This window comes from Bradyrhizobium sp. WBAH42 (assembly GCF_024585265.1).
GTDB lineage: Bacteria > Pseudomonadota > Alphaproteobacteria > Rhizobiales > Xanthobacteraceae > Bradyrhizobium.
Genome location: NZ_CP036533.1, coordinates 4,756,365 through 4,774,472, shown reverse-complemented (window position 1 = coordinate 4,774,472; position 18,108 = coordinate 4,756,365). Strand labels below are relative to the sequence as shown.

Genomic DNA, 18,108 nt, shown 5'->3' with positions numbered 1-18,108 from the left:
TGAATATGGCAGGTTGCGCGGTGCAAAATGAGCAACTGGAGCTGGGAATGAAGCGAATCCTGTTCGGCCTGATCGTGGCAGCCGTGCTCGGCGCGGGCGGATGGTTTGGCTTCAACCTCTATGTCCAGCATCGGGCGACCAGCGAGGTCGAGGCGGCGTTCGAGCAGATCCGCTCGGGCGGCGGCAAGGCGAGCCATGGCAAGATCACCTTCGAGCTCGCGACCCGGACGCTGACGATCGAGGACATCGCCATCACCCCCGCCGGCCAGCCGCAAGCGCAGATCAAGATTACTGGCATCAAGGGTACCGGCGTTCGCCTGATCGACGATACCAGCTTCTCGGCCGACATCATCGAGGTCGGCGGTTTCGAAGTCGCCCTGGACCAGGTCGGCGCCGCGAAGCTGAAGGCATCCTACAAGATCCCGCAGCTCACTCTGCGGGACTATGCCGGCCCCATTCGCGGCGGCAATCCGCCGACGGACCGCTCCCTGATCGACATTTATCGCTATGTGCTCAAACAATATTCGAGCATCACGGCATCATCCGTCACGGCTCCGACGCTGACGATGACCTTCGACGCGAGCGGCAGCGCCGCTGGAAGCGGCGAAATCACCTATTCCGGGCTGGCGGTCCAGACTCTCAAGCGCGGCAAGGTAGAGGCGATGAAGGCCGATCGCGCCGTCTTCACCATCGACGTGCCGCAGCCGGGCAAGCAGGACAAGCTGACCGGCGACCTCTCCAACATCATCATCAACGATTTCGACGCGACCGCGGTCGCCGCGGCGCTCGACCCGCAGAAGGCCGGCGACGACAGCCATCACCGCATCTATCGGCAGATTTCGGCCGGCCGTTATGTGCTCAAATCGACCCAGGGCCTACGGATGGAGATCGACGGGATCAATTTCGAGGACATCGCGGTGCAGCCCTCCAAATTCCGGCCGGCCGAGATCGTTGCACTTATGCCGACGGACCGGTCGGTCGTCGCGACCGCCGCGCAATCGCGCGAGATGATGGAGAAGCTCGCCGGATTCTATGAGGGTCTTCGCATTGGTCGGATCGAAATCGGCGCGACGTCGATGGGCCTTCCACAGGGAACGGCCAGGATCAAGGCGGTCAGATATAACGACGGCGAATTCGCAGTCGAAGGCGTCGACACGCCGTCTCCGCAAGGGCAGTTCAAGATGGAGCGCTTCGCGCTGAAATCGTTCAGCGCGGCAAACCTGATGCGCTGGGCGGCCGGCCTCAGCAAGCACGGTCAGCCGCCCTCGCCCGATCAGATGCTGGGCCTGTTCCGGGTGCTCGAAGGCGCCGAGATCAAGGGCGTGGTGGCTCCCCATAACAACGCGCGGCAGCCCATCACCATCGACACGATCAGCATGAACTGGGGCCAGCTGGTCGGATCGATCCCGAGCAGGGCCAGCCTAGTCGTGAAGATGGTCACGCCGACCGATCCCGCCAATCCTGCGCTGCAGCCGCTGATCGTGGCAGGCGTGGACAAGCTCGCGATCGACCTCGATCTCGGCGCGGCCTGGACGGAATCGTCGGGCGCGTTCGCGCTCGCCCCCGCCACGCTCGATCTCGGCAACCTCGCCAAGGCGCAGCTGAGCGTGGCCCTTGCCAAGGTGCCGCGCGACCTCTTCACCACGACGGACCCGTCCGAGGCTATGGAGCAGTTGGCGCAGGTCGAGACCGGCGCCATCGAGCTCTCCTTGCGCGATCGCGGCGTGGTCGATCTGGTCGTGGCCCAGTTCGCGCGCATGCAGAATGTCAGCCGCGACGCCGCGCGCAGCGCCATCGTCGCGATGATCCGGGCCCAGGGCGAGAAGATCGCGGCCTCCAATCTCGATGCCAAGGTCGCGGTCGATGCACTCGCCGGTTTCGTCGAGACCTCAGGGCAAACGCTGAGCATCAGGCTGACACCGCTCGGCAAGCTGCCGGTGCTTCAGCTGGTCGATGTCCTCGACCACGAACCGATCATCGCGCTGGCGCAGTTCAGGATCGAGGCCTCGACGGGGCTGTAGGAGAGAAGCGCAGCCCTCCGCGGAAAGATTCTGGATTTCTTCGCTGCGCTCGCAATGACGATGTGGAGAGGGCGTGGCCTCTCCCTGCATCCGCCTTCGCTGAAGCTTCGGCGGGACAAGCAGGGAGAGGTAAGAGCTTCACTTCTGCGGCAGGTTCACCCGGATGTGCAGCTCGCGGAGCTGCTTTGTCGTGGCTTCCGACGGGGCGCCCATCAAGAGGTCCATGGCCTGCTGGTTCATCGGGAACAGCGAGATCTCGCGCAGATTGGTGGTGCCGCAGAGCAGCATCACGATGCGGTCGACGCCCGCGGCCATGCCGCCATGTGGCGGCGCGCCGTACTGGAAGGCGCGGTACATGCCGCCGAAACGCTCGACCACTTCCTGCTCGCCGTAACCTGCGATCTCGAACGCCTTCACCATGGCTTCGGGCACATGGTTGCGGATGCCGCCCGAGGCGATCTCGTAGCCGTTGCAGGTGATGTCGTACTGGAACGCCTTGATGGTCAGCGGATCCTGCGACTTCAGCGCCTCCAGGCCGCCCTGCGGCATCGAGAACGGGTTGTGCGAGAAGTCGACCTTCTTGTCGTCCTCGTTGTACTCGTACATCGGGAAGTCGACGATCCAGGCGAGCTCGAACCGCTCCTTGTCGGTGAGGTTCAATTCCTCGCCGACCTTGTTGCGGGCAAGCCCTGAGAACTTCCAGAACTTGTCGGGATCGCCGGCGACGAAGAAGGCGGCATCGCCTTCCTTGACGCCGAGCTGTGCGCGGATCGCGGCGGTGCGCTCGGGCCCAATGTTGTTCGCAAGGGGACCGGCGCCCTCGCCGCCTTCGCGCCACATGATGTAGCCGAGGCCGGGCTGGCCCTCGCCTTGCGCCCACGAGTTCATGCGGTCGCAAAAGGCGCGGCTCCCGCCGCCCGGTGCCGGGATCGCCCAGACCTGGTTCTTGGGATCTTCGAGCATGCGCGCGAAGACCTTGAAGCCGGAGCCGCGGAAATGCTCGGAGACGTCCTGCATCTCGATCGGGTTGCGCAGGTCCGGCTTGTCGCTGCCGTACTTGCGCAGCGCCTCGGCGAACGGAATGCGGCGCCAGCCCTTGGTGACGGGCTTGCCCTTGGCAAACTCTTCAAAGATGCCCGTGATCACCGGCTCCATCGCCGCAAAGACGTCTTCCTGCGTGACAAAGCTCATCTCGACGTCGAGCTGGTAGAACTCGCCGGGCAGACGGTCGGCGCGCGGGTCCTCGTCGCGGAAGCAGGGCGCGATCTGGAAATAGCGGTCGAAGCCCGACATCATCAGCAGCTGCTTGTACTGCTGCGGCGCCTGCGGCAGCGCGTAGAACTTGCCGGGATGGATGCGCGACGGGACGAGGAAGTCGCGTGCGCCCTCCGGCGAGGACGCGGTCAGGATCGGGGTGTTGAACTCGAAGAAGCCCTGCCCCTCCATGCGCCGGCGCATCGACTTGATGATCTCGACGCGGGTCATGATGTTCTGGTGCAGCTTCTCACGACGCAGGTCGAGGAAGCGGTACTTCAGGCGGATGTCTTCGGGATATTCCTGGTCGCCGAACACAGGCAGCGGCAGGTCGCCGGCCGGTCCCAGCACCTCGATCTCGCTGACATAGACCTCGACCTTGCCGGTCGGCAGATCATCGTTGTCGGTGCCTTCGGGGCGGCGGCGGACCTTGCCGTCCATCTTGACCACGAATTCCGAGCGCAGCTTTTCGGCCAGCGAGAAAGCCGGCGAGTCCGGATCGACCACGCACTGGGTCAGGCCGTAATGGTCGCGCAAATCGATGAACAGTACGCCGCCATGGTCGCGGACGCGATGGACCCAGCCGGAGAGGCGGATGGTCTCGCCGATGTTGCTCTCGCGGAGCGCGCCGCATGTATGTGACCGGTAGCGATGCATGGTCGTCCCAAAATCGATGTCTGAAGGAAACGAATCGGACGGCCCGTGATGGCCGGTCCGAAGTTGCGGCAGGGTTTACCCCGGGAGGACGGGGGCGGCAACCAAGGGAACGCCCTGATTTGGACCTCAGGGGCCCATTTTTGGCTTATCGGGCCCGGAGCCTTTGCCGATGCCCGTTCCAGCCCTATCTTGAGGTCATGACGGTGCATTTCCCCTTCCAGAACTCCTATTCGGCGCTGCCGGAAAACTTCTTCGCGCGCGTCGCGCCGACCCCGGTCGCCGCCCCCCGGTTGATCAAGCTGAACCGGCCGCTGGCGGTCCAGCTCGGGCTGGATCCTGATCGGCTGGAGACCTCGGATGGTGCCGAGATCCTGGCCGGCAAGACGGTTCCCGCCGGAGCGGATCCCATTGCCATGGCCTATGCCGGCCACCAGTTCGGGCAGTTCGTGCCGCAGCTCGGCGACGGCCGCGCCATCCTGCTCGGCGAGGTCATCGACAAGGACGGCGTCCGCCGCGACATCCAGCTCAAGGGCTCGGGCCCCACCCCGTTCTCCCGCCGCGGCGATGGCCGCGCGGCGCTCGGGCCGGTGTTACGCGAATACATCGTCAGCGAAGCCATGTATGCGCTGGGCGTCCCGACCACGCGCTCGCTCGCCGCGGTGGTCACCGGCGAGCACGTCATCCGCGAGACCGCGCTGCCCGGCGCGGTGCTGACCCGCGTCGCCGCCAGCCACATCCGCGTCGGCACTTTCCAGTTCTTCGCCGTCCGCCGCGACACCGAGGCGATCCGCCGGCTCGCCGATCACGTCATCGCGCGACACTACCCGGACCTGCTGCATGCGGAGCGGCCCTATCACGACCTGCTCGCCGCAGTCGTCGGGCGCCAGGCCGAGCTCATCGCGCGCTGGCTGCTGGTCGGCTTCATCCATGGCGTGATGAACACCGACAACAGCTCGATCTCGGGCGAGACCATCGACTACGGCCCTTGCGCTTTCATGGACGCCTACAACCCGGCGCAGGTCTTTTCCTCGATCGACGAGATGGGCCGCTACGCCTATGCCAACCAGCCGCGCATCGGCCTGTGGAATCTGACGCGCCTCGCCGAATGCCTGCTGCCGCTGTTTTCGGACGAGCAGGAGAAGGCGGTCGCCGAAGCCCAGGACATCCTCGGCGCGTTCTCCGATCAGTTCAGCGCCGCCTATCAGGCCGGCCTGCGCAAAAAGGTCGGCCTGTTCACCGAGCGTGACGGCGACGAAGCGCTGATCCAGGACCTGCTGGATGCCATGGCCAAGAACCAGGCCGACTTCACCCTCACCTTCCGCAAGCTGGGTGATGCCGCCGGTGAGGAGGCTGCGGACGTGCGCGCCCAGTTCATGGAGCCCGCAGCCTTCGACGAATGGGCCGGCCGCTGGCGCGCGCGCATCGCGCTGGAGCCGCAAGGCGCCGCCGAGCGGCAAGCGGCCATGCACGCGGTCAATCCCATGTTCATCCCGCGCAACCACCGCGTCGAGGCCGTGATCCAGGCCGCCGTGAACGACGACGATTACGCGCCGTTCGAGGAGTTGGTGAAGGTGCTGGCGAGACCCTACGAGGATCAGCCAGAGTATGCGGCCTACGCCGATCCGCCGCTGCCGGACCAGCGGGTGCTGCAGACGTTCTGCGGGACGTAGCGACAAACTCGGTGCGTAGAGCCTGTGAGCCAATTCGTTTTGTTTCGGCTTCGGCATCAAGGGGTGGTATCGCCCCTTGATGGGGGAAGCCGGCGGCGTCAGGCTGTTGGTTATCTATGCTTTTGCGAGACGATGCCCTTGTCCGCCGGGGCGCGGTTCCTACGTCGGTGCTCGAGGCACAGGTGGACAAGGCTGCTCCCGGCGGATCGGCCCGGACGGCCAGTCTACATCCGAAGGCCGCCACGAACCCCACAAGGGTACAGGGTGGATTAGCCGAAGGCGTAATCCACCACATTCCCACCGAGCAGAAAGTGAAGAGGTGGATTACGCTTCACTAATCCACCCTACAGACTGACGCTGATCATGCCCTCTCACCGAACTCGCCTGCGATCCTGACGCCCCCGCCCCAATCCTCCGGAAACAATCCCGCCCGCACGTCGCGATGAAACGACGAGTACGGCCAGTCGCAAACCTTCGACACGTGCCCGTGCTTGACGGGATTGTAGTAGCAATACTCGACATGGCGAGCGAAGTCGGCCTCATCGCGAATGACATGCTCCCAGAACCGGCGTTGCCAGATACCGCGTTCGTTGCGCGCGGCACGGACTGCACTCCGACGCTCGGTCGCCGGGAGTGCTTTGACGAACCGTGCCTTGATCAATCGCCAACGCACAGAAAAATTGGCATCGCCCGGCGGCAGCTTCCAGATCGCGTGGAGATGATCCGGCAGGACCACGAAAGCATCGATCTCGAAAGGATAGCTCCGGCGGGTTGCGGCGACTGCGTCCAGCAAGCTCTCGATCTCCTCGGTCAAAAGAGATTTCCGCCGATCAAGCAAGTTCACGGTAAAGAACCAGCGTCCTCCGGGGATGAATGCGCGGCGATAGTCAGGCATCAACCATCGATAGCACAACTTGAGGTTGGCTCACAGTGGTGGATTACGCCTTCGGCCAATCCACCCTACGACACGGGCGCTTGTGGACACGGGAACCGCTGTCATCAAACTGAAACACACGCGCTCTAACGGGCTGACAGCGCCGTCTTGCCGGAGGCGCCATCCTCCAACCGTCCCGATTTAGGCGCGCCATGCCCTTCAAGTTCATCCACCTCACCGACACGCACCTCGCGAACCCCGGCTTGACGCTCTACGGGCTCGATCCGCGCGCCCGGCTGGATGCGGCGATTGCCGACATCAACAAGCACCAGTCCGACGCTGCGTTCGCCGTCGTGACCGGCGACCTCACCCATTGGGGCGAGGCTGAGTCCTACGCCAACTTCGCCGAGGCGATGGCGGCGCTGAAGATTCCCTACATCGCGATGGTCGGCAATCACGACAAGCGCGTCATCTGCCTCGACGCGCTGAAGGCCGCGCCGCGCGATGCCAACGGCTTCGTGCAGGGCACGCGCACCACCGAACATGGCCTGTTCGTCTTCCTGGACACGCTGGACGAGACCAGCCATGCCGGCGAGATGTGCGCAAAGCGCCTCGGCTGGCTGGCGAATACGCTCGCGGCCGCCCCCGCCGAGCAAGAATTCGTCGTGTTCATGCACCATCCGCCCTTCCCGGTCGGCGTCCACGCCATGGACGAGATCGCGCTGAAGCAGAGCGCCGAGTTCGCCGAGGTGATAGCGCCCTATCGCGCGCGCATCCGCCATCTCTTCTTCGGCCATGTGCACCGGCCGATCTTCGGCAGCTACGGCAAGATCCCGTTCTCGACGTTGCGCGGCACCAACCACCAGGTCTGGTTCGAGCTCGACGTTGCGGCCAGCGAGCATCTCGCCAGCCACGAGCCGCCGGCCTATGGCGTCGTGCTGATCGACGACGAGAACCTCGTCGTGCACAGCCACGATTTCCTCGACGAAAGTCTGCGCTTCCCCTTCGAACCACCGGCAGGAGTGGACGGCCGCGACTATGCACTCAATTTCCCGGCGCGATGAGATGAGCCTCGCTGAACCCGCGGCTCTCCCGGTCGCGACGTCGGCGGCACCGCGTCTCAACGTCCTGAAGCGGTTCATGGAGCGCTTCAAGACCTCGCTGCCGGCCTATCTGCTGCTGTTGCCCTCGCTGGTCTTCCTCGCGCTGTTCACCTATGGCGCGATGGGACGCGTCCTCATCGACGCGCTCTATCAGCGCGCCACGCCCAAGGCGCCGGTGCGTTTCGTCGGCCTCGACAATATCAGCGCCGTGCTCGCCGACCCCGCCTTCACCGGCGCCGTCGTCAACAATTTGATCTACGCCCTCGGCACGGCGGTGCCGAGCATCGCGCTTGCGCTGTTGTTCGCGCTGGCGCTGTCACGCACCCGCGCCGTGAACAGCGCACTGCGCGCCGCGCTGTTCCTGCCGGTGCTGATCCCGATGGTCGCGGCCTCCGCGCTGTTCCTGTTCATCTTCCTGCCCAATGTCGGCCTGCTCGATTATTACATCGGCCGGCTGCTGCCGGTGCTGCCGAACTGGCTCGGCGACCCCGACATCGCGCTCACCGCGATCATGGTCATCACGATCTGGAAGAATGCCGGCTATTACATGCTGTTTTTCCTCGCCGGCCTTCAGGCCGTGCCCGAGGATGTGATGGAGGCGGCGCATCTCGATGGGGCCGGGCCTTACATGCGCCTGCGCCACATCATCCTGCCGGAGCTCAAGCCCACCTTGCTGTTCGTCACCGTCATCGCCACGCTGAATGCGGTGACGCAGGTCGACCACGTCTTCGTTATGACCCAGGGCGGGCCGTCCAACGCGACCAACCTCGTGCTGTTCTACATCTACCAGCAGGCGGTCGAGCATTACGACATCGGCAAGGCCTCGGCGGCAACGCTGCTGACGCTCGCCGCGCTGATGGGCCTCACCGCGCTGTCCTTCCGCACGATGGCCAACCGCGAGGGCGGGCCATGAAGCTGATCGATACGCTGTGGAAGGACGCCCCGCTCGCCACCCGCGGCGAGATCACGCCCAAGCTCGGCTTTGCGCTGACAGTGCTGCTCGCGATGGTCTGGCTCATCCCGTTCCTGTGGATGGGCGTTGCGACGCTGCGCCCGGCCTCCGACGGCATCAACACGATGGCCGAACTGATGCCGAGCCTGAAGCCGACGCTCGACAATATCAGGGATGCCTGGGAGATCGGCGATTTCCCGCGCTACACGATCAACACCACGATCATCTGCACCGGCATCCTCTTGGTGCAGTTCGTCACGATCACGCTGGCCGGCTTTGCCTTCGCGCGCCTGGAATTCGCCGGCAAGACGCTGATCTTCTATTTGTTCCTGATGCAGCTGATGCTGGTGCCGGTGCTGCTGATCGTGCCGAACCTGTCGCTGGTGGCGCAGCTCGGGCTCTATGACACGCTCACCGGCGTGATGATGCCGTTCTTCGCCTCGGCCTTCGGCACTTTCCTGATGCGCCAGGCGTTCGAAGCCATTCCGACCGAGCTGGAAGACGCCGCCCTGATCGACGGCGCCGGCCTGTTCCAGCGCATCCGCCACATCTACGTGCCGCTGTCGATGCCGAGCTTCTCGGCCTTCGCCATCATCTCCGTGACCAGCCACTGGAACGACTTCCTGTGGCCGCTGATGGTGATCAATTCGCCGGACAAGCGGCCGCTCACGGTCGGCCTCTCCGTCTTCACCAAGACCGCCGAAGGCACGCAGGCCTGGGGCACCATCGCCGCGGGCACGCTGATGGTGATCGCGCCGCTGCTCGTCGCCTTCCTGATCTTCCAGAAACGCTTCATTAGCTCTTTCGTCACCTCAGGCATCAAATAGGAGATTTTCCGATGCTGTTCTCCCGCAGGATCGTGCTTGGCCTCGCCATGGCCGGCTCAATGGCAGGCGCCCTCGCCTTTCCGGCTCTCGCCGGCGAAGGTCCGACCGAGGTCGACCTGTTCTTCCCCGTCCCCGTCGACGGCAAGCTCGCCCGCGACATGGGCACCTTGATCAAGGAGTTCAACGAGACCCATCCCGACGTCAAGGCGACCGCGGTCTACACCGGCTCCTACGACGACACGCTGATCAAGACGCGCGCCGCGATCAAGGCCGGCAAGCCGCCGGCAGCCGTGATCATGTCGGCGAACTTCCTGCTCGACATGCAGATCGAGAACGAGCTCACCAACCTCGATGCGCTGATCAAGGCGGACGGCATCACCAAGGAGCAGTTCCTCGGCCAGTTCTTCCCGGCGCTGCAAGGCAACGCGGTGATCAACCGCTCGGTCTACGGCGTGCCGTTCCACAATTCGACGCCGCTGCTCTACATCAACGCCGACAAGGCCAAGGAAGCCGGCCTCGATCCGAGCAAGCCGCCGCAGACCTGGGCCGAGCTCACCGACTGGGCCAAGAAGCTGACCAAGCGCGAGGGCGACAAGGTGACCCAATGGGGCATCGCGATCCCCTGCGCCTACGACTATTGCGGCTGGATGATGGAAACGCTCACCATGAGCAATGGCGGGCGCTACTACAACGAGGAGTTCGGCGGCGAGGTCTATTACGACACGCCCTCGATGCTGGGCGCGCTCTCCTGGTGGAACGACCTGATCTATAAGCACAAGGTGCATACGCCCGGCGCCACGCCCGGCCCTGCCGTCAGCACCTCCTTCATCTCAGGCAATGCCGCGATGATGATGCTGTCGACGGGCTCGCTCACCTACGTGCGCGACAACGCCAAGTTCGCCTACAAGGTCGCCTTCATTCCGCGCAACGTCCGCAACGCGGTGCCGATCGGCGGCGCCTCGCTGATCATGCCGGCCGGCCTCGAGGCCGACAAGCAGAAGGCCGCCTGGACGCTGATCAAGTGGATGACCTCGCCGGAAAAGAGCGGCTGGTGGAGCCGCGCCACCGGCTATTTCGCGCCGAACATGGCCGCCTACAAGACGCCGGAGATGGTCGAATTCCTGGGCAAGAACCCGGACGCCAAGACCGCCGTCGAGCAGCTCGACGTCGCCAAGCCGTGGTTTGCGACCTACAAGACCGTGCCGGTCCGCAAGAACCTCGAGGACGAGGTGATGCTGGTCCTCAACGGCAAGAAGCAGCCGAAGGAAGCCCTCGCCGCCGCCCAGAAGGCCGCCGACGAGACGCTGAAGCCGTACAACGCGGAGACTTCGCTGAAGCTGCCGTAAGGGGCTTTGCAGCTCCAAGCCAAAGACGCAAATCTCGTAGGGTGGGCAGAGGCGCACAGCGCCGTGCCCACCATCTACCGCTCAACTCTGTCGATAGATGGTGGGCACGCTTCGCTTTGCCCACCCTACGGAGCCTTGGCTCCCGAAAAGCGCTTCATCAGATCGTCACCACGATCTTGCCGAACTGATCGTTCGACTCCAGGAAGCGATGCGCTTCGACGATGTCCTCGAACCGGAACGTCCTGGCGATGACCGGCTGCAACGTGCGATCCGACAGCCCGTCGAGAATGAACGCCTTTGCCTGCGCAAGGCGCACGGGATCGCGGGTGATCTCGTGTACGAGGTAGCCGCGCAACACCAGGCTCTTGGTCAACACGTTGAGAAGCGGAAACGGCGTCGGCTCGGAGCTCAATCCGCCGTATTCGATCAGGATTCCGCCCGGCGACATCGCCGCGGTCAGCGGCTCGAACGCGGGACCGCCGACGGCGTCGAAGACGACGCGGACCCCGTTTGATCCGGCGATCGCCTCCAGCCGCGCCCGAATATCGTCTTCGTCCGAGGCGACGACATGGGCAGCGCCGGCATCAAGCAAAGGCCCACTCTTGGCCGAGGTCCGTGTCAGCGCGACCGCCGTCGCGCCGACCCGGTTCGCAATCTGAATGGCCGCGATTCCGACGCTGCTGGATGCCGCGGTGATGGCAACGACGTCGCCTCGGCCAAGTCGGGCGATATCAACCAAAGCGCCGTAGGCCGTCAGATACTGCATCCACACGGCAGCCGCCGTTTCGAAGCCGAGCTCCGGCGGATGTTTCACGACGAGTTCGGCCGGAAACGTCGCGAGCTCGGCATAGGCCGGCCATCGCACCATCGACAGAGGCGGCACGATGCTCACGACATCTCCTGGCACAAAGCTGGTCACATCATCCCCGACCGCTTCGACGATGCCTGCCACCTCTAGGCCCAGCCCCGACGGAAAAGTCGCGCGCTCGATATAGGTCCCCCTTCGCAACAGGGCCTCGGCGCGGTTGAGGCCGAGTGCCCTGACCCTAATCTGCACCTCGCCCGATGCCGGCGGCGGGACATCGACGGTCTCGATGCGCAACACGTCGGGACCACCATGGTGATGAAAGCGAACGGCGCGGGCCATGGATGCACTCCAAAACAGTTGAACCGAAGGGAGCTATGCCGGTCCGCGCGAAAGGAATAAATCGCTCAAACAACTGAACCGTCGAAACCAGGAGTTTTCAATCATGGACCGCCTGACCAGCATGGCCGTGTTCGTCAGGGCCGTCGACCTCGGCTCTTTTGCGGCCGCGGCCGACGCCCTGGAGATGTCGGGGCCGATGGTGGGCAAGCACGTCCGTTTCCTCGAAGAACGCCTCGGTGCACGGCTCCTCAACCGCACCACGCGGCGCCAGAGCCTGACCGACGCCGGCCAGGCCTATTACGAACGCTGCCGCGCGGTGCTGAGCGAGGCCGAAGCCGCAGATAGCGTCGTTGCCGACCAGTTGTCGGAGCCGCGCGGCCGACTGCGTGTGACCATGCCGGCCCTGCTGGGACGGCACTGCATCGCGCCCTTGTTGATGAGGCTGGCGCGGAAACATTCGCATCTCGAGCTCGACCTCTCGTTCGGCGATCCGATCGCCGACATCGTCGAGGCCGGCTACGATCTGGCAATCCGCACCGGCGATCTCGACGACCAGTCCGGTCTGATCGCGCGGCGCATCGCAAGCCAGCGCATGGTGGTGTGTGGTGCGCGGTCGTATTTGCGCACGAGCGGCAAGCCGAAATCGCTCGACGATCTCGCCAACCATCAAGCGATCATCTATCGCGGCTCGGGGCGTGTCCGGCCGTGGCTGTTTCCGCAGGAGGGCGGCATTCCGCGCGAGATCATGCCATCGGGCCGGCTGAGGTTCGACGATCTGGAGGCGATTGCCGATGCCGCGGCGCAAGGCATGGGCCTCGCGTGGCTACCCTATTGGCTGGTCCGCGAGCGCCTCGACACTGGTGCGCTCGTCAGTCTCTTCAGCAGTCAGCCGCAATTCCTCTACGAGTGCCACGCGCTCTGGCCGCGCTCGCCCCGGCTGCCGCCGAAGGTGCGCGCGGCCGTGGACATACTCGCGGCCGGCCTGCCGAAGCTGATGGCGTGACCATGGCTGCGGCGCGCCATTAACCCTCCATCCACCATCCGCTCCCGGCCCGCCGCCGGTAACCATCGCAATTAACAGACCCTCAACGCAGCCCCGACAAATCTATCCATGTTTCTGGAGATATTTCGCCGTGGATCTGTTGGTTTTCGAGTTCCTGGGACTGGCGCTGGTCGCCATGTGCGTGATCGTGGTGGCGCTGCCCTGCGCGCGAAAACCCTCGCAGCGGGTCCGTTACGAATAGGAATTTGGTCGGAAAGGGTCGATTCCGGCCCGATGCAAGGCTCGAATTCGCTTAGAGCCCCTTGACATCACAGCACTTTCGGCAGAACGGCTGTATTCAGTGTCATGGGCCGTTCATGGATTTGATTACCACCACCGCTGACCTCGCGGCTGCCTGCAGCCGGCTGGCCAAGCACCCCGTCATCACAGTCGATACCGAGTTCCTGCGCGAGACCACTTATTACCCGCTGCTGTGCGTGGTGCAGATGGCCAGCGCCGAGGAAGCCGTGGTTATCGACGCCCTGGCCGAGGGGATCGATCTCAAGCCGTTCTTCGAGCTGATGGGCAACGAGGGCGTGCTGAAGGTGTTTCACGCCGCCCGCCAGGACATCGAGATCATCTGGCACCAGGCGGGCATCATCCCGCACCCGGTGTTCGACACCCAGGTCGCTGCGATGGTGCTCGGCTACGGCGACAGCATCGCCTATGACGCGCTGGTCGAGAAGGTCACCGGCCACCGCCCGGACAAGACCCACCGCTTCACCGACTGGTCACGCCGGCCGCTGACCAAGGAGCAGATGCATTACGCGGTGTCCGACGTCACCCATTTGCGCGACGTCTTCGCCGCGCTCGACGCCGACCTGAAGAAGCGCCGCCGCAGCGAATGGGTCTCCATCGAGATGGAGGTCCTGACCTCGCCCCGCACCTATGACTTCCACCCCGAGCGCGCCTGGGAACGGCTGAAGACGCGGGTCCGCAAGCCCAAGGACCTCGCGGTGCTGATGGAGGTCGCGGCCTGGCGCGAGCAGGAGGCGCAGAGCCGCGACGTGCCGCGCGGCCGCGTGCTGCGCGACGAAGCCGTCACCGACATCGCGACCCACGCGCCGACCACGCTGGAGAAGCTCGCGCATCTGCGCTCGGTGCCGAAGGGGTTCGAGAAGTCCAAATGGGGCGCGGACATCATCGCCGCGGTCGAGCGTGGGCTCGCGCGGGACTTCACGAAGCTGCCCAAGCTGGAGAAACCGCGCAACAATTCCAACGGCGCGGCCATCGTCGAGCTTTTGAAGGTGCTCTTGCGGATGACCGCCGAACGCCACGCAGTCGCAAGCAAGGTGATCGCGACCGTCGACGATCTCGAAGAGATCGCGGCGGACGATGAGGCCGACGTCCCCGCCTTGCGCGGCTGGCGCCGCGAGCTGTTCGGCGACGCCGCCTTGAAGCTCAAGCGCGGCGAGCTGGCGCTGGCGATCGAGAAGGGCCGCGTGATCGGGGTGCAGCGGGCGTAGGCGGCCGCTGTTTCCACAGCGTCATTGAGCGCAGCGAAGCAATCCAGAATCTTTCCGCAGTGGCAGTCTGGATTGCTTCGTCGCAAGGGCTCCTCGCAATGACGGGGAGAGAGCCCCTACGCCGGCGTCAGCTTCGCCACTTCGCTCTTCATGTCGTTCAGCACGCCTGAGATCGCGGTGACCAGCTCATCGATCTGAGCCTTGGTCGTGATCAGCGGCGGGCAGATGGCGATGGCATCGAGCATGTTGCGCGAGATTACGCCGCGCTCCTGGAGCATGCGGCTGGCGATGCCGCCGACGGCGCCCGGCGTGCTGGCGGCGGTCTTGCGCCCCTTGTCGAGCACGAGCTCAAGCGCGGCGATCATGCCGACGCCGCGGACCTCGCCGACCAGCGGGTGGCTCGTAAGCTCACGCAAGCGGCCCTGCATATAGGCGCCGAGCTCGGCCGCGTGCGCGACAAGGCCGCGCTCCTCGATGATCTTGAGGTTTTCCAGCGCAATCGCCGAGCCGACCGGATGGCCGCCGGCGGTGAAGCCGTGGCCGAGCACGCCGATCTTGTTGCTCTCGTCCGCGATCGGCTCGAACATGCGGTCGTTCAGGATGATCGCCGACAGCGGGAAATAGCTCGAGGTGATCTGCTTGGAGACCACCATCGCGTCCGGCTCGATGCCGTAAGTCTCGCAGCCGAACATCTTGCCGGTGCGGCCGAAGCCGCAGATTACCTCGTCGGCGACCAGGAGAATGTCGTACTTCTTCAGCACCTTCTGGATCTTGTCCCAGTAGGTCGCCGGCGGCACGACGACGCCGCCCGCCCCCATCACCGGCTCGCCGAAGAAGGCCGCGATCGTATCCGGCCCCTCCTTCTGGATCAGCGCGTCGAGCTCCTCGGCCCGGCGCGTGGCGAAGGCTTCCTCGCTCTCGCCGGGGGCACCGTCCTTATAAAAGTGCGGCGAGCCCGTATGCAGGATGTTCGGCAGCGGCAGGTCGAAGGAGCGGTGGTTGTTCGGCAGGCCCGTCAGGCTGGCGGATGCGATGGTGACGCCGTGATAGGCACGCAGGCGGCTGATCACCTTCTTGCGCTGGGGCTGGCCAAGCGCATTGGAGCGATAGGCGATCAGCTTCAACACCGTGTCGTTCGCTTCCGAGCCCGAATTGGTGAAGAACACCTTGCTCATCGGTACAGGCGCGAGCGCGACCAGCTTCTCGGCGAGGTCGATCGAGGGACCGTGCGATTTGGCGGAGAAGGTGTGGTAGAACGGCAGCGCCTGCATCTGCTTGTACGCCGCCTCGACCAGCCGCTTCTCGTTGAAGCCGAGCCCGACGCTCCACAGGCCCGCCATCGCTTCGAAATAGCGCTTGCCCGACGCGTCGAAGACATAGGGCCCCTCGCCGCGCTCGATCACCAGGGGACCGGCCTGCTGATGGGTGCGCGCATTGGTGTAGGGATGGAGCTGATAGGCTACATCCCGGGCCTCTTGCGAATTGGGCAGCATGGACATTTGCGAAGATCCTTGAAAGCGTCACGCCGCCGGCTCGGCCGGCGTCATCACTCGATGGCAAGTGCTTGTCTTAAGTACGTGGCTATTGCCACGACGCGAAACTTGCAACGCCAATTCGTCGGCGGCAAGCGCTCAGCAGGGATGCACAAAGCCGCACATGACGGCACCACGGATCGCAGAAGCCGGCCGGGCAGCTTTCACGCCGCGCCGTCGTCGTCCCCTTCGTCGGTGGCGGCAGCGGCTTCCCTCACCTCCATCAGCGCCATCGAGAGCAAGTAGACCGTCGTGGGCAGCCCCAGCCTGCGCGCCTTCTCGGCGGCATGCGACAGATCGCTCACCAGCTCCTTGAGCTCGTCTCCCCGCGACAATTCTCAACCCCATCGACCGGCCGCGGCCGCCTACACCGCGACGGCGCCGCTGGTTCTGATCAGTTCGGCGCTGGACTGGATTGTAGCAAAATTCGCGATGACATTCACTACCGCATGCCGGTAGGCGGCGGCATCGTCCGTGCCCGGCTGCCGGCAAGCCACGGCGTCATCGATCACATGGTAGCGATGGCTGCGGTGAAACCCCTCGACGGCGGTGGCCAGGATGGTCTCGTCCAGGGAAAAGCCGACCAGAATGCAGCGCATGGCGCCGATAGCGGACATGTGGCCGACAAACCGCGACGAGCTGTAGGCGGACGGCAGCGGGTGCTCGAACGTCATCTCGCCCGGCCGTGGCCTGGCCTCTGCGATCCAATCGGTCAGCCTGGATGACGGATTGAACCAGGCCGCCTGCGCGATGCGCTTCAGATGCATCACCGGCCACAGATTGCTGCGCCACAGCGTCAGAAGTTCCAGGCAGCGCGCCATCGTCGCATCGCCGTCACGGATGACGTGGCGGCGGCCGGGGGTCAGGTACTCGACCTGAAGATCCGCACAGACCAGGATCGGCGGATCATCGTGCATGGAAACCAGCATCGTGTTGCGCGCAGCTGCACCTATTTCAGCGGTCGGCGAGAGCGAGGTCCCGCAGCGGTGAGGTCACTGCCCGCCCGGCCGACGCATCGAGCACGCCAGGCCGGTCCCAATCGCCCTCGGGACGGATGATCACATAGGGATCGCTGTCGAGCGTGATGGCGTCCGGGCCCGGCTCGACCTCCAGCAGCATCTCCGTGTAGGAGAAATCCGAGAAGGTGATCTTGCGGTTGTGACCGAGCGGCTTGGCGCCGAAATGGGCCCAGAAATCGACCAGCCGGTCCTGCGCCTGGCCGTAGATCTTGCGAAAGCCCTTGCGCTTCACATAATCGACGCTGGCCTGCACCAGCTTGAAGGAGACGCGGGAGCGCCGATATTGGTGACGCACCGCAAGCCGCTCCACCTTGGCGAAATCGCCGAAGAAGCGCACCCGCAGGCAGCCCGCAGGCTCGTTGCCGACGAAGCCGATGAAATGCGCGGCGACCATGTCGTTGCCGTCGAACTCCTCCTCGAACGGACAATCCTGCTCGGCGAGATAGACCGCCGAGCGGATGGCGGTCACCAGCATGAGATCGCTTGGGTCGCGCGCGAGGCGGATGGTGATGGCGCGGGAACAGGGCGTGGCGACAGGAATCCTAGTACCGTGCATCTGCAAAGCTCCTTGATTGGATGATCGCACCCGGCATGCGCAGCGGCCGTCGATGCCAGGGCCGCTCGTAGCACCAAAGGTCGGGTTGAAAGCTCGGAACAGGTGCAAAGCCTGTCGCCTTCATGATGTCGCGTCCAGCCACCGTTGACGGCTGCGCATAGCAGTCCGCACTGCGAAACCTTATCTGCCGCAGATGCGCCGCGGCCTTGCCGAGACCGGCGATGCCGCGGCCCGTCGCCGCGATCGCCCAGATGTAGATGGCGGCGACGTCGTCGTCCGCCGCTGCGAGATAGCGCGTCTCCGGCGCAGCGAGGCAAATCTCGTCGAGCAGCAGCGCGTCGTGTCCGCGATCATTGAGGAACAGGAACGCCATGCCGCCGACGAGCTTGCCTTTGCGGCTGAATGTCAGGATGCTCTGGGGATCGAAAAGGTAATATTTGGCAAGCTCCGCCGTCCCGATCTGCACGCCCGGCACCAGCCGGTGCGCCATCTCCGAAAGCGCCCCAATTTCGGAAAATTGCGCACAGCGGACGTCGATGTCCGGGCTCAGAGGCAGGGCATCGAAATCGTGTCTTGCGGCAAACGAGCCCCTTTCCATACTCATATCACGCCTCTATCGTTCAAGGCTTTCATGCCCCGCTA

The 18,108-nt window shown here is 64.6% G+C and carries 16 protein-coding genes; 8 read left to right on the top strand and 8 right to left on the bottom strand.

The genetic code is table 11. From position 1 onward, the window contains the following. The first annotated feature begins 47 nt into the window (after window positions 1-47). Window positions 48-2,021 (top strand): hypothetical protein, encoded by a 1,974-nt coding sequence (locus DCG74_RS22175; RefSeq protein WP_172788476.1) that lies wholly within the window; start codon window positions 48-50, stop codon window positions 2,019-2,021. Between the two features lie 138 nt (window positions 2,022-2,159). Here the strand turns inward: DCG74_RS22175 and aspS are convergent, their stop codons facing one another. Beyond that, window positions 2,160-3,932, bottom strand: coding sequence for an aspartate--tRNA ligase (gene aspS, locus DCG74_RS22170; RefSeq protein ID WP_172788475.1), 1,773 nt, complete (start codon window positions 3,930-3,932; stop codon window positions 2,160-2,162). A gap of 197 nt (window positions 3,933-4,129) precedes the next feature. On the opposite strand from aspS, the gene DCG74_RS22165 reads away from it, so the two are divergent. Continuing rightward, on the top strand, window positions 4,130-5,602 hold the full coding sequence (locus DCG74_RS22165) for a YdiU family protein (RefSeq protein WP_172788474.1): 1,473 nt from the start codon (window positions 4,130-4,132) through the stop codon (window positions 5,600-5,602). A gap of 361 nt (window positions 5,603-5,963) precedes the next feature. Here DCG74_RS22165 and DCG74_RS22160 read toward each other — a convergent pair whose 3' ends face one another. Next, a complete protein-coding gene (locus DCG74_RS22160) occupies window positions 5,964-6,497 on the bottom strand; it encodes a transposase (protein WP_172786499.1) in 534 nt (177 codons plus the stop codon). 191 nt (window positions 6,498-6,688) lie between these two features. Between DCG74_RS22160 and DCG74_RS22155 the strand changes: the two genes are divergently transcribed. From DCG74_RS22155 to DCG74_RS22140, 4 genes are read left to right on the top strand one after another with little or no spacing between them, the layout of a single operon-like run. Further along, window positions 6,689-7,540, top strand: a complete 852-nt coding sequence (locus tag DCG74_RS22155; protein ID WP_172786498.1) for a phosphodiesterase — start codon at window positions 6,689-6,691, stop codon at window positions 7,538-7,540. Between the two features lies 1 nt (window position 7,541). Further along, window positions 7,542-8,492 (top strand): carbohydrate ABC transporter permease, encoded by a 951-nt coding sequence (locus tag DCG74_RS22150; RefSeq protein WP_172786497.1) that lies wholly within the window; start codon window positions 7,542-7,544, stop codon window positions 8,490-8,492. Further along, complete coding sequence (locus DCG74_RS22145) at window positions 8,489-9,358, top strand: carbohydrate ABC transporter permease (protein WP_172786496.1); 870 nt, start codon at window positions 8,489-8,491, stop codon at window positions 9,356-9,358. The genes DCG74_RS22150 and DCG74_RS22145 overlap by 4 nt, the downstream gene beginning before the upstream one ends. 11 nt (window positions 9,359-9,369) lie before the next feature. Next, on the top strand, window positions 9,370-10,704 hold the full coding sequence (locus DCG74_RS22140) for an ABC transporter substrate-binding protein (RefSeq protein ID WP_172786495.1): 1,335 nt from the start codon (window positions 9,370-9,372) through the stop codon (window positions 10,702-10,704). A 157-nt stretch (window positions 10,705-10,861) separates the two neighbouring features. Here DCG74_RS22140 and DCG74_RS22135 read toward each other — a convergent pair whose 3' ends face one another. Beyond that, window positions 10,862-11,851 carry a zinc-dependent alcohol dehydrogenase family protein gene (locus tag DCG74_RS22135; RefSeq protein ID WP_172786494.1) on the bottom strand — a complete coding sequence of 330 codons (990 nt, stop codon included), beginning with the start codon at window positions 11,849-11,851 and terminating at the stop codon, window positions 10,862-10,864. Between the two features lie 103 nt (window positions 11,852-11,954). Between DCG74_RS22135 and DCG74_RS22130 the strand changes: the two genes are divergently transcribed. Both DCG74_RS22130 and rnd read left to right on the top strand, forming a co-directional pair. Further along, window positions 11,955-12,854, top strand: a complete 900-nt coding sequence (locus DCG74_RS22130) for a LysR family transcriptional regulator (protein ID WP_172786493.1) — start codon at window positions 11,955-11,957, stop codon at window positions 12,852-12,854. Window positions 12,855-13,210: 356 nt separating this feature from the next. Then, window positions 13,211-14,359, top strand: a complete 1,149-nt coding sequence (gene rnd, locus DCG74_RS22125) for a ribonuclease D (RefSeq protein WP_172786492.1) — start codon at window positions 13,211-13,213, stop codon at window positions 14,357-14,359. A 116-nt stretch (window positions 14,360-14,475) separates the two neighbouring features. On the opposite strand, the gene DCG74_RS22120 is transcribed toward rnd, so the two are convergent. From DCG74_RS22120 to DCG74_RS22100, 5 genes are all read right to left on the bottom strand, one after another. After that, complete coding sequence (locus DCG74_RS22120; protein ID WP_172786491.1) at window positions 14,476-15,858, bottom strand: aspartate aminotransferase family protein; 1,383 nt, start codon at window positions 15,856-15,858, stop codon at window positions 14,476-14,478. A 197-nt stretch (window positions 15,859-16,055) separates the two neighbouring features. Further along, complete coding sequence (locus tag DCG74_RS22115; RefSeq protein ID WP_172786490.1) at window positions 16,056-16,226, bottom strand: hypothetical protein; 171 nt, start codon at window positions 16,224-16,226, stop codon at window positions 16,056-16,058. Between the two features lie 30 nt (window positions 16,227-16,256). Continuing rightward, window positions 16,257-16,820 (bottom strand): isochorismatase family protein, encoded by a 564-nt coding sequence (locus DCG74_RS22110; protein WP_172786489.1) that lies wholly within the window; start codon window positions 16,818-16,820, stop codon window positions 16,257-16,259. A gap of 25 nt (window positions 16,821-16,845) precedes the next feature. Beyond that, window positions 16,846-17,466 carry a GNAT family N-acetyltransferase gene (locus tag DCG74_RS22105; protein WP_172786488.1) on the bottom strand — a complete coding sequence of 207 codons (621 nt, stop codon included), beginning with the start codon at window positions 17,464-17,466 and terminating at the stop codon, window positions 16,846-16,848. Beyond that, a complete protein-coding gene (locus tag DCG74_RS22100; protein ID WP_172786487.1) occupies window positions 17,453-18,070 on the bottom strand; it encodes a hypothetical protein in 618 nt (205 codons plus the stop codon). Before DCG74_RS22100 ends, DCG74_RS22105 begins: the two co-directional genes overlap by 14 nt. Window positions 18,071-18,108 lie beyond the last annotated feature (38 nt).

Coding starts and splice junctions, on each gene's coding strand:
- DCG74_RS22135 (WP_172786494.1), bottom strand. CDS start 11,851: ATGGCCCGCGCCGTTCGCTTTCATCACCATGGTGGTCCCGACGTGTTG.
- DCG74_RS22145 (WP_172786496.1), top strand. CDS start 8,489: ATGAAGCTGATCGATACGCTGTGGAAGGACGCCCCGCTCGCCACCCGC.
- DCG74_RS22105 (WP_172786488.1), bottom strand. CDS start 17,466: ATGCACGGTACTAGGATTCCTGTCGCCACGCCCTGTTCCCGCGCCATC.
- DCG74_RS22165 (WP_172788474.1), top strand. CDS start 4,130: ATGACGGTGCATTTCCCCTTCCAGAACTCCTATTCGGCGCTGCCGGAA.
- DCG74_RS22175 (WP_172788476.1), top strand. CDS start 48: ATGAAGCGAATCCTGTTCGGCCTGATCGTGGCAGCCGTGCTCGGCGCG.
- DCG74_RS22110 (WP_172786489.1), bottom strand. CDS start 16,820: ATGCTGGTTTCCATGCACGATGATCCGCCGATCCTGGTCTGTGCGGAT.
- DCG74_RS22155 (WP_172786498.1), top strand. CDS start 6,689: ATGCCCTTCAAGTTCATCCACCTCACCGACACGCACCTCGCGAACCCC.
- rnd (WP_172786492.1), top strand. CDS start 13,211: ATGGATTTGATTACCACCACCGCTGACCTCGCGGCTGCCTGCAGCCGG.
- DCG74_RS22120 (WP_172786491.1), bottom strand. CDS start 15,858: ATGTCCATGCTGCCCAATTCGCAAGAGGCCCGGGATGTAGCCTATCAG.
- DCG74_RS22100 (WP_172786487.1), bottom strand. CDS start 18,070: ATGAGTATGGAAAGGGGCTCGTTTGCCGCAAGACACGATTTCGATGCC.
- aspS (WP_172788475.1), bottom strand. CDS start 3,932: ATGCATCGCTACCGGTCACATACATGCGGCGCGCTCCGCGAGAGCAAC.
- DCG74_RS22140 (WP_172786495.1), top strand. CDS start 9,370: ATGCTGTTCTCCCGCAGGATCGTGCTTGGCCTCGCCATGGCCGGCTCA.
- DCG74_RS22160 (WP_172786499.1), bottom strand. CDS start 6,497: ATGCCTGACTATCGCCGCGCATTCATCCCCGGAGGACGCTGGTTCTTT.
- DCG74_RS22150 (WP_172786497.1), top strand. CDS start 7,542: ATGAGCCTCGCTGAACCCGCGGCTCTCCCGGTCGCGACGTCGGCGGCA.
- DCG74_RS22130 (WP_172786493.1), top strand. CDS start 11,955: ATGGACCGCCTGACCAGCATGGCCGTGTTCGTCAGGGCCGTCGACCTC.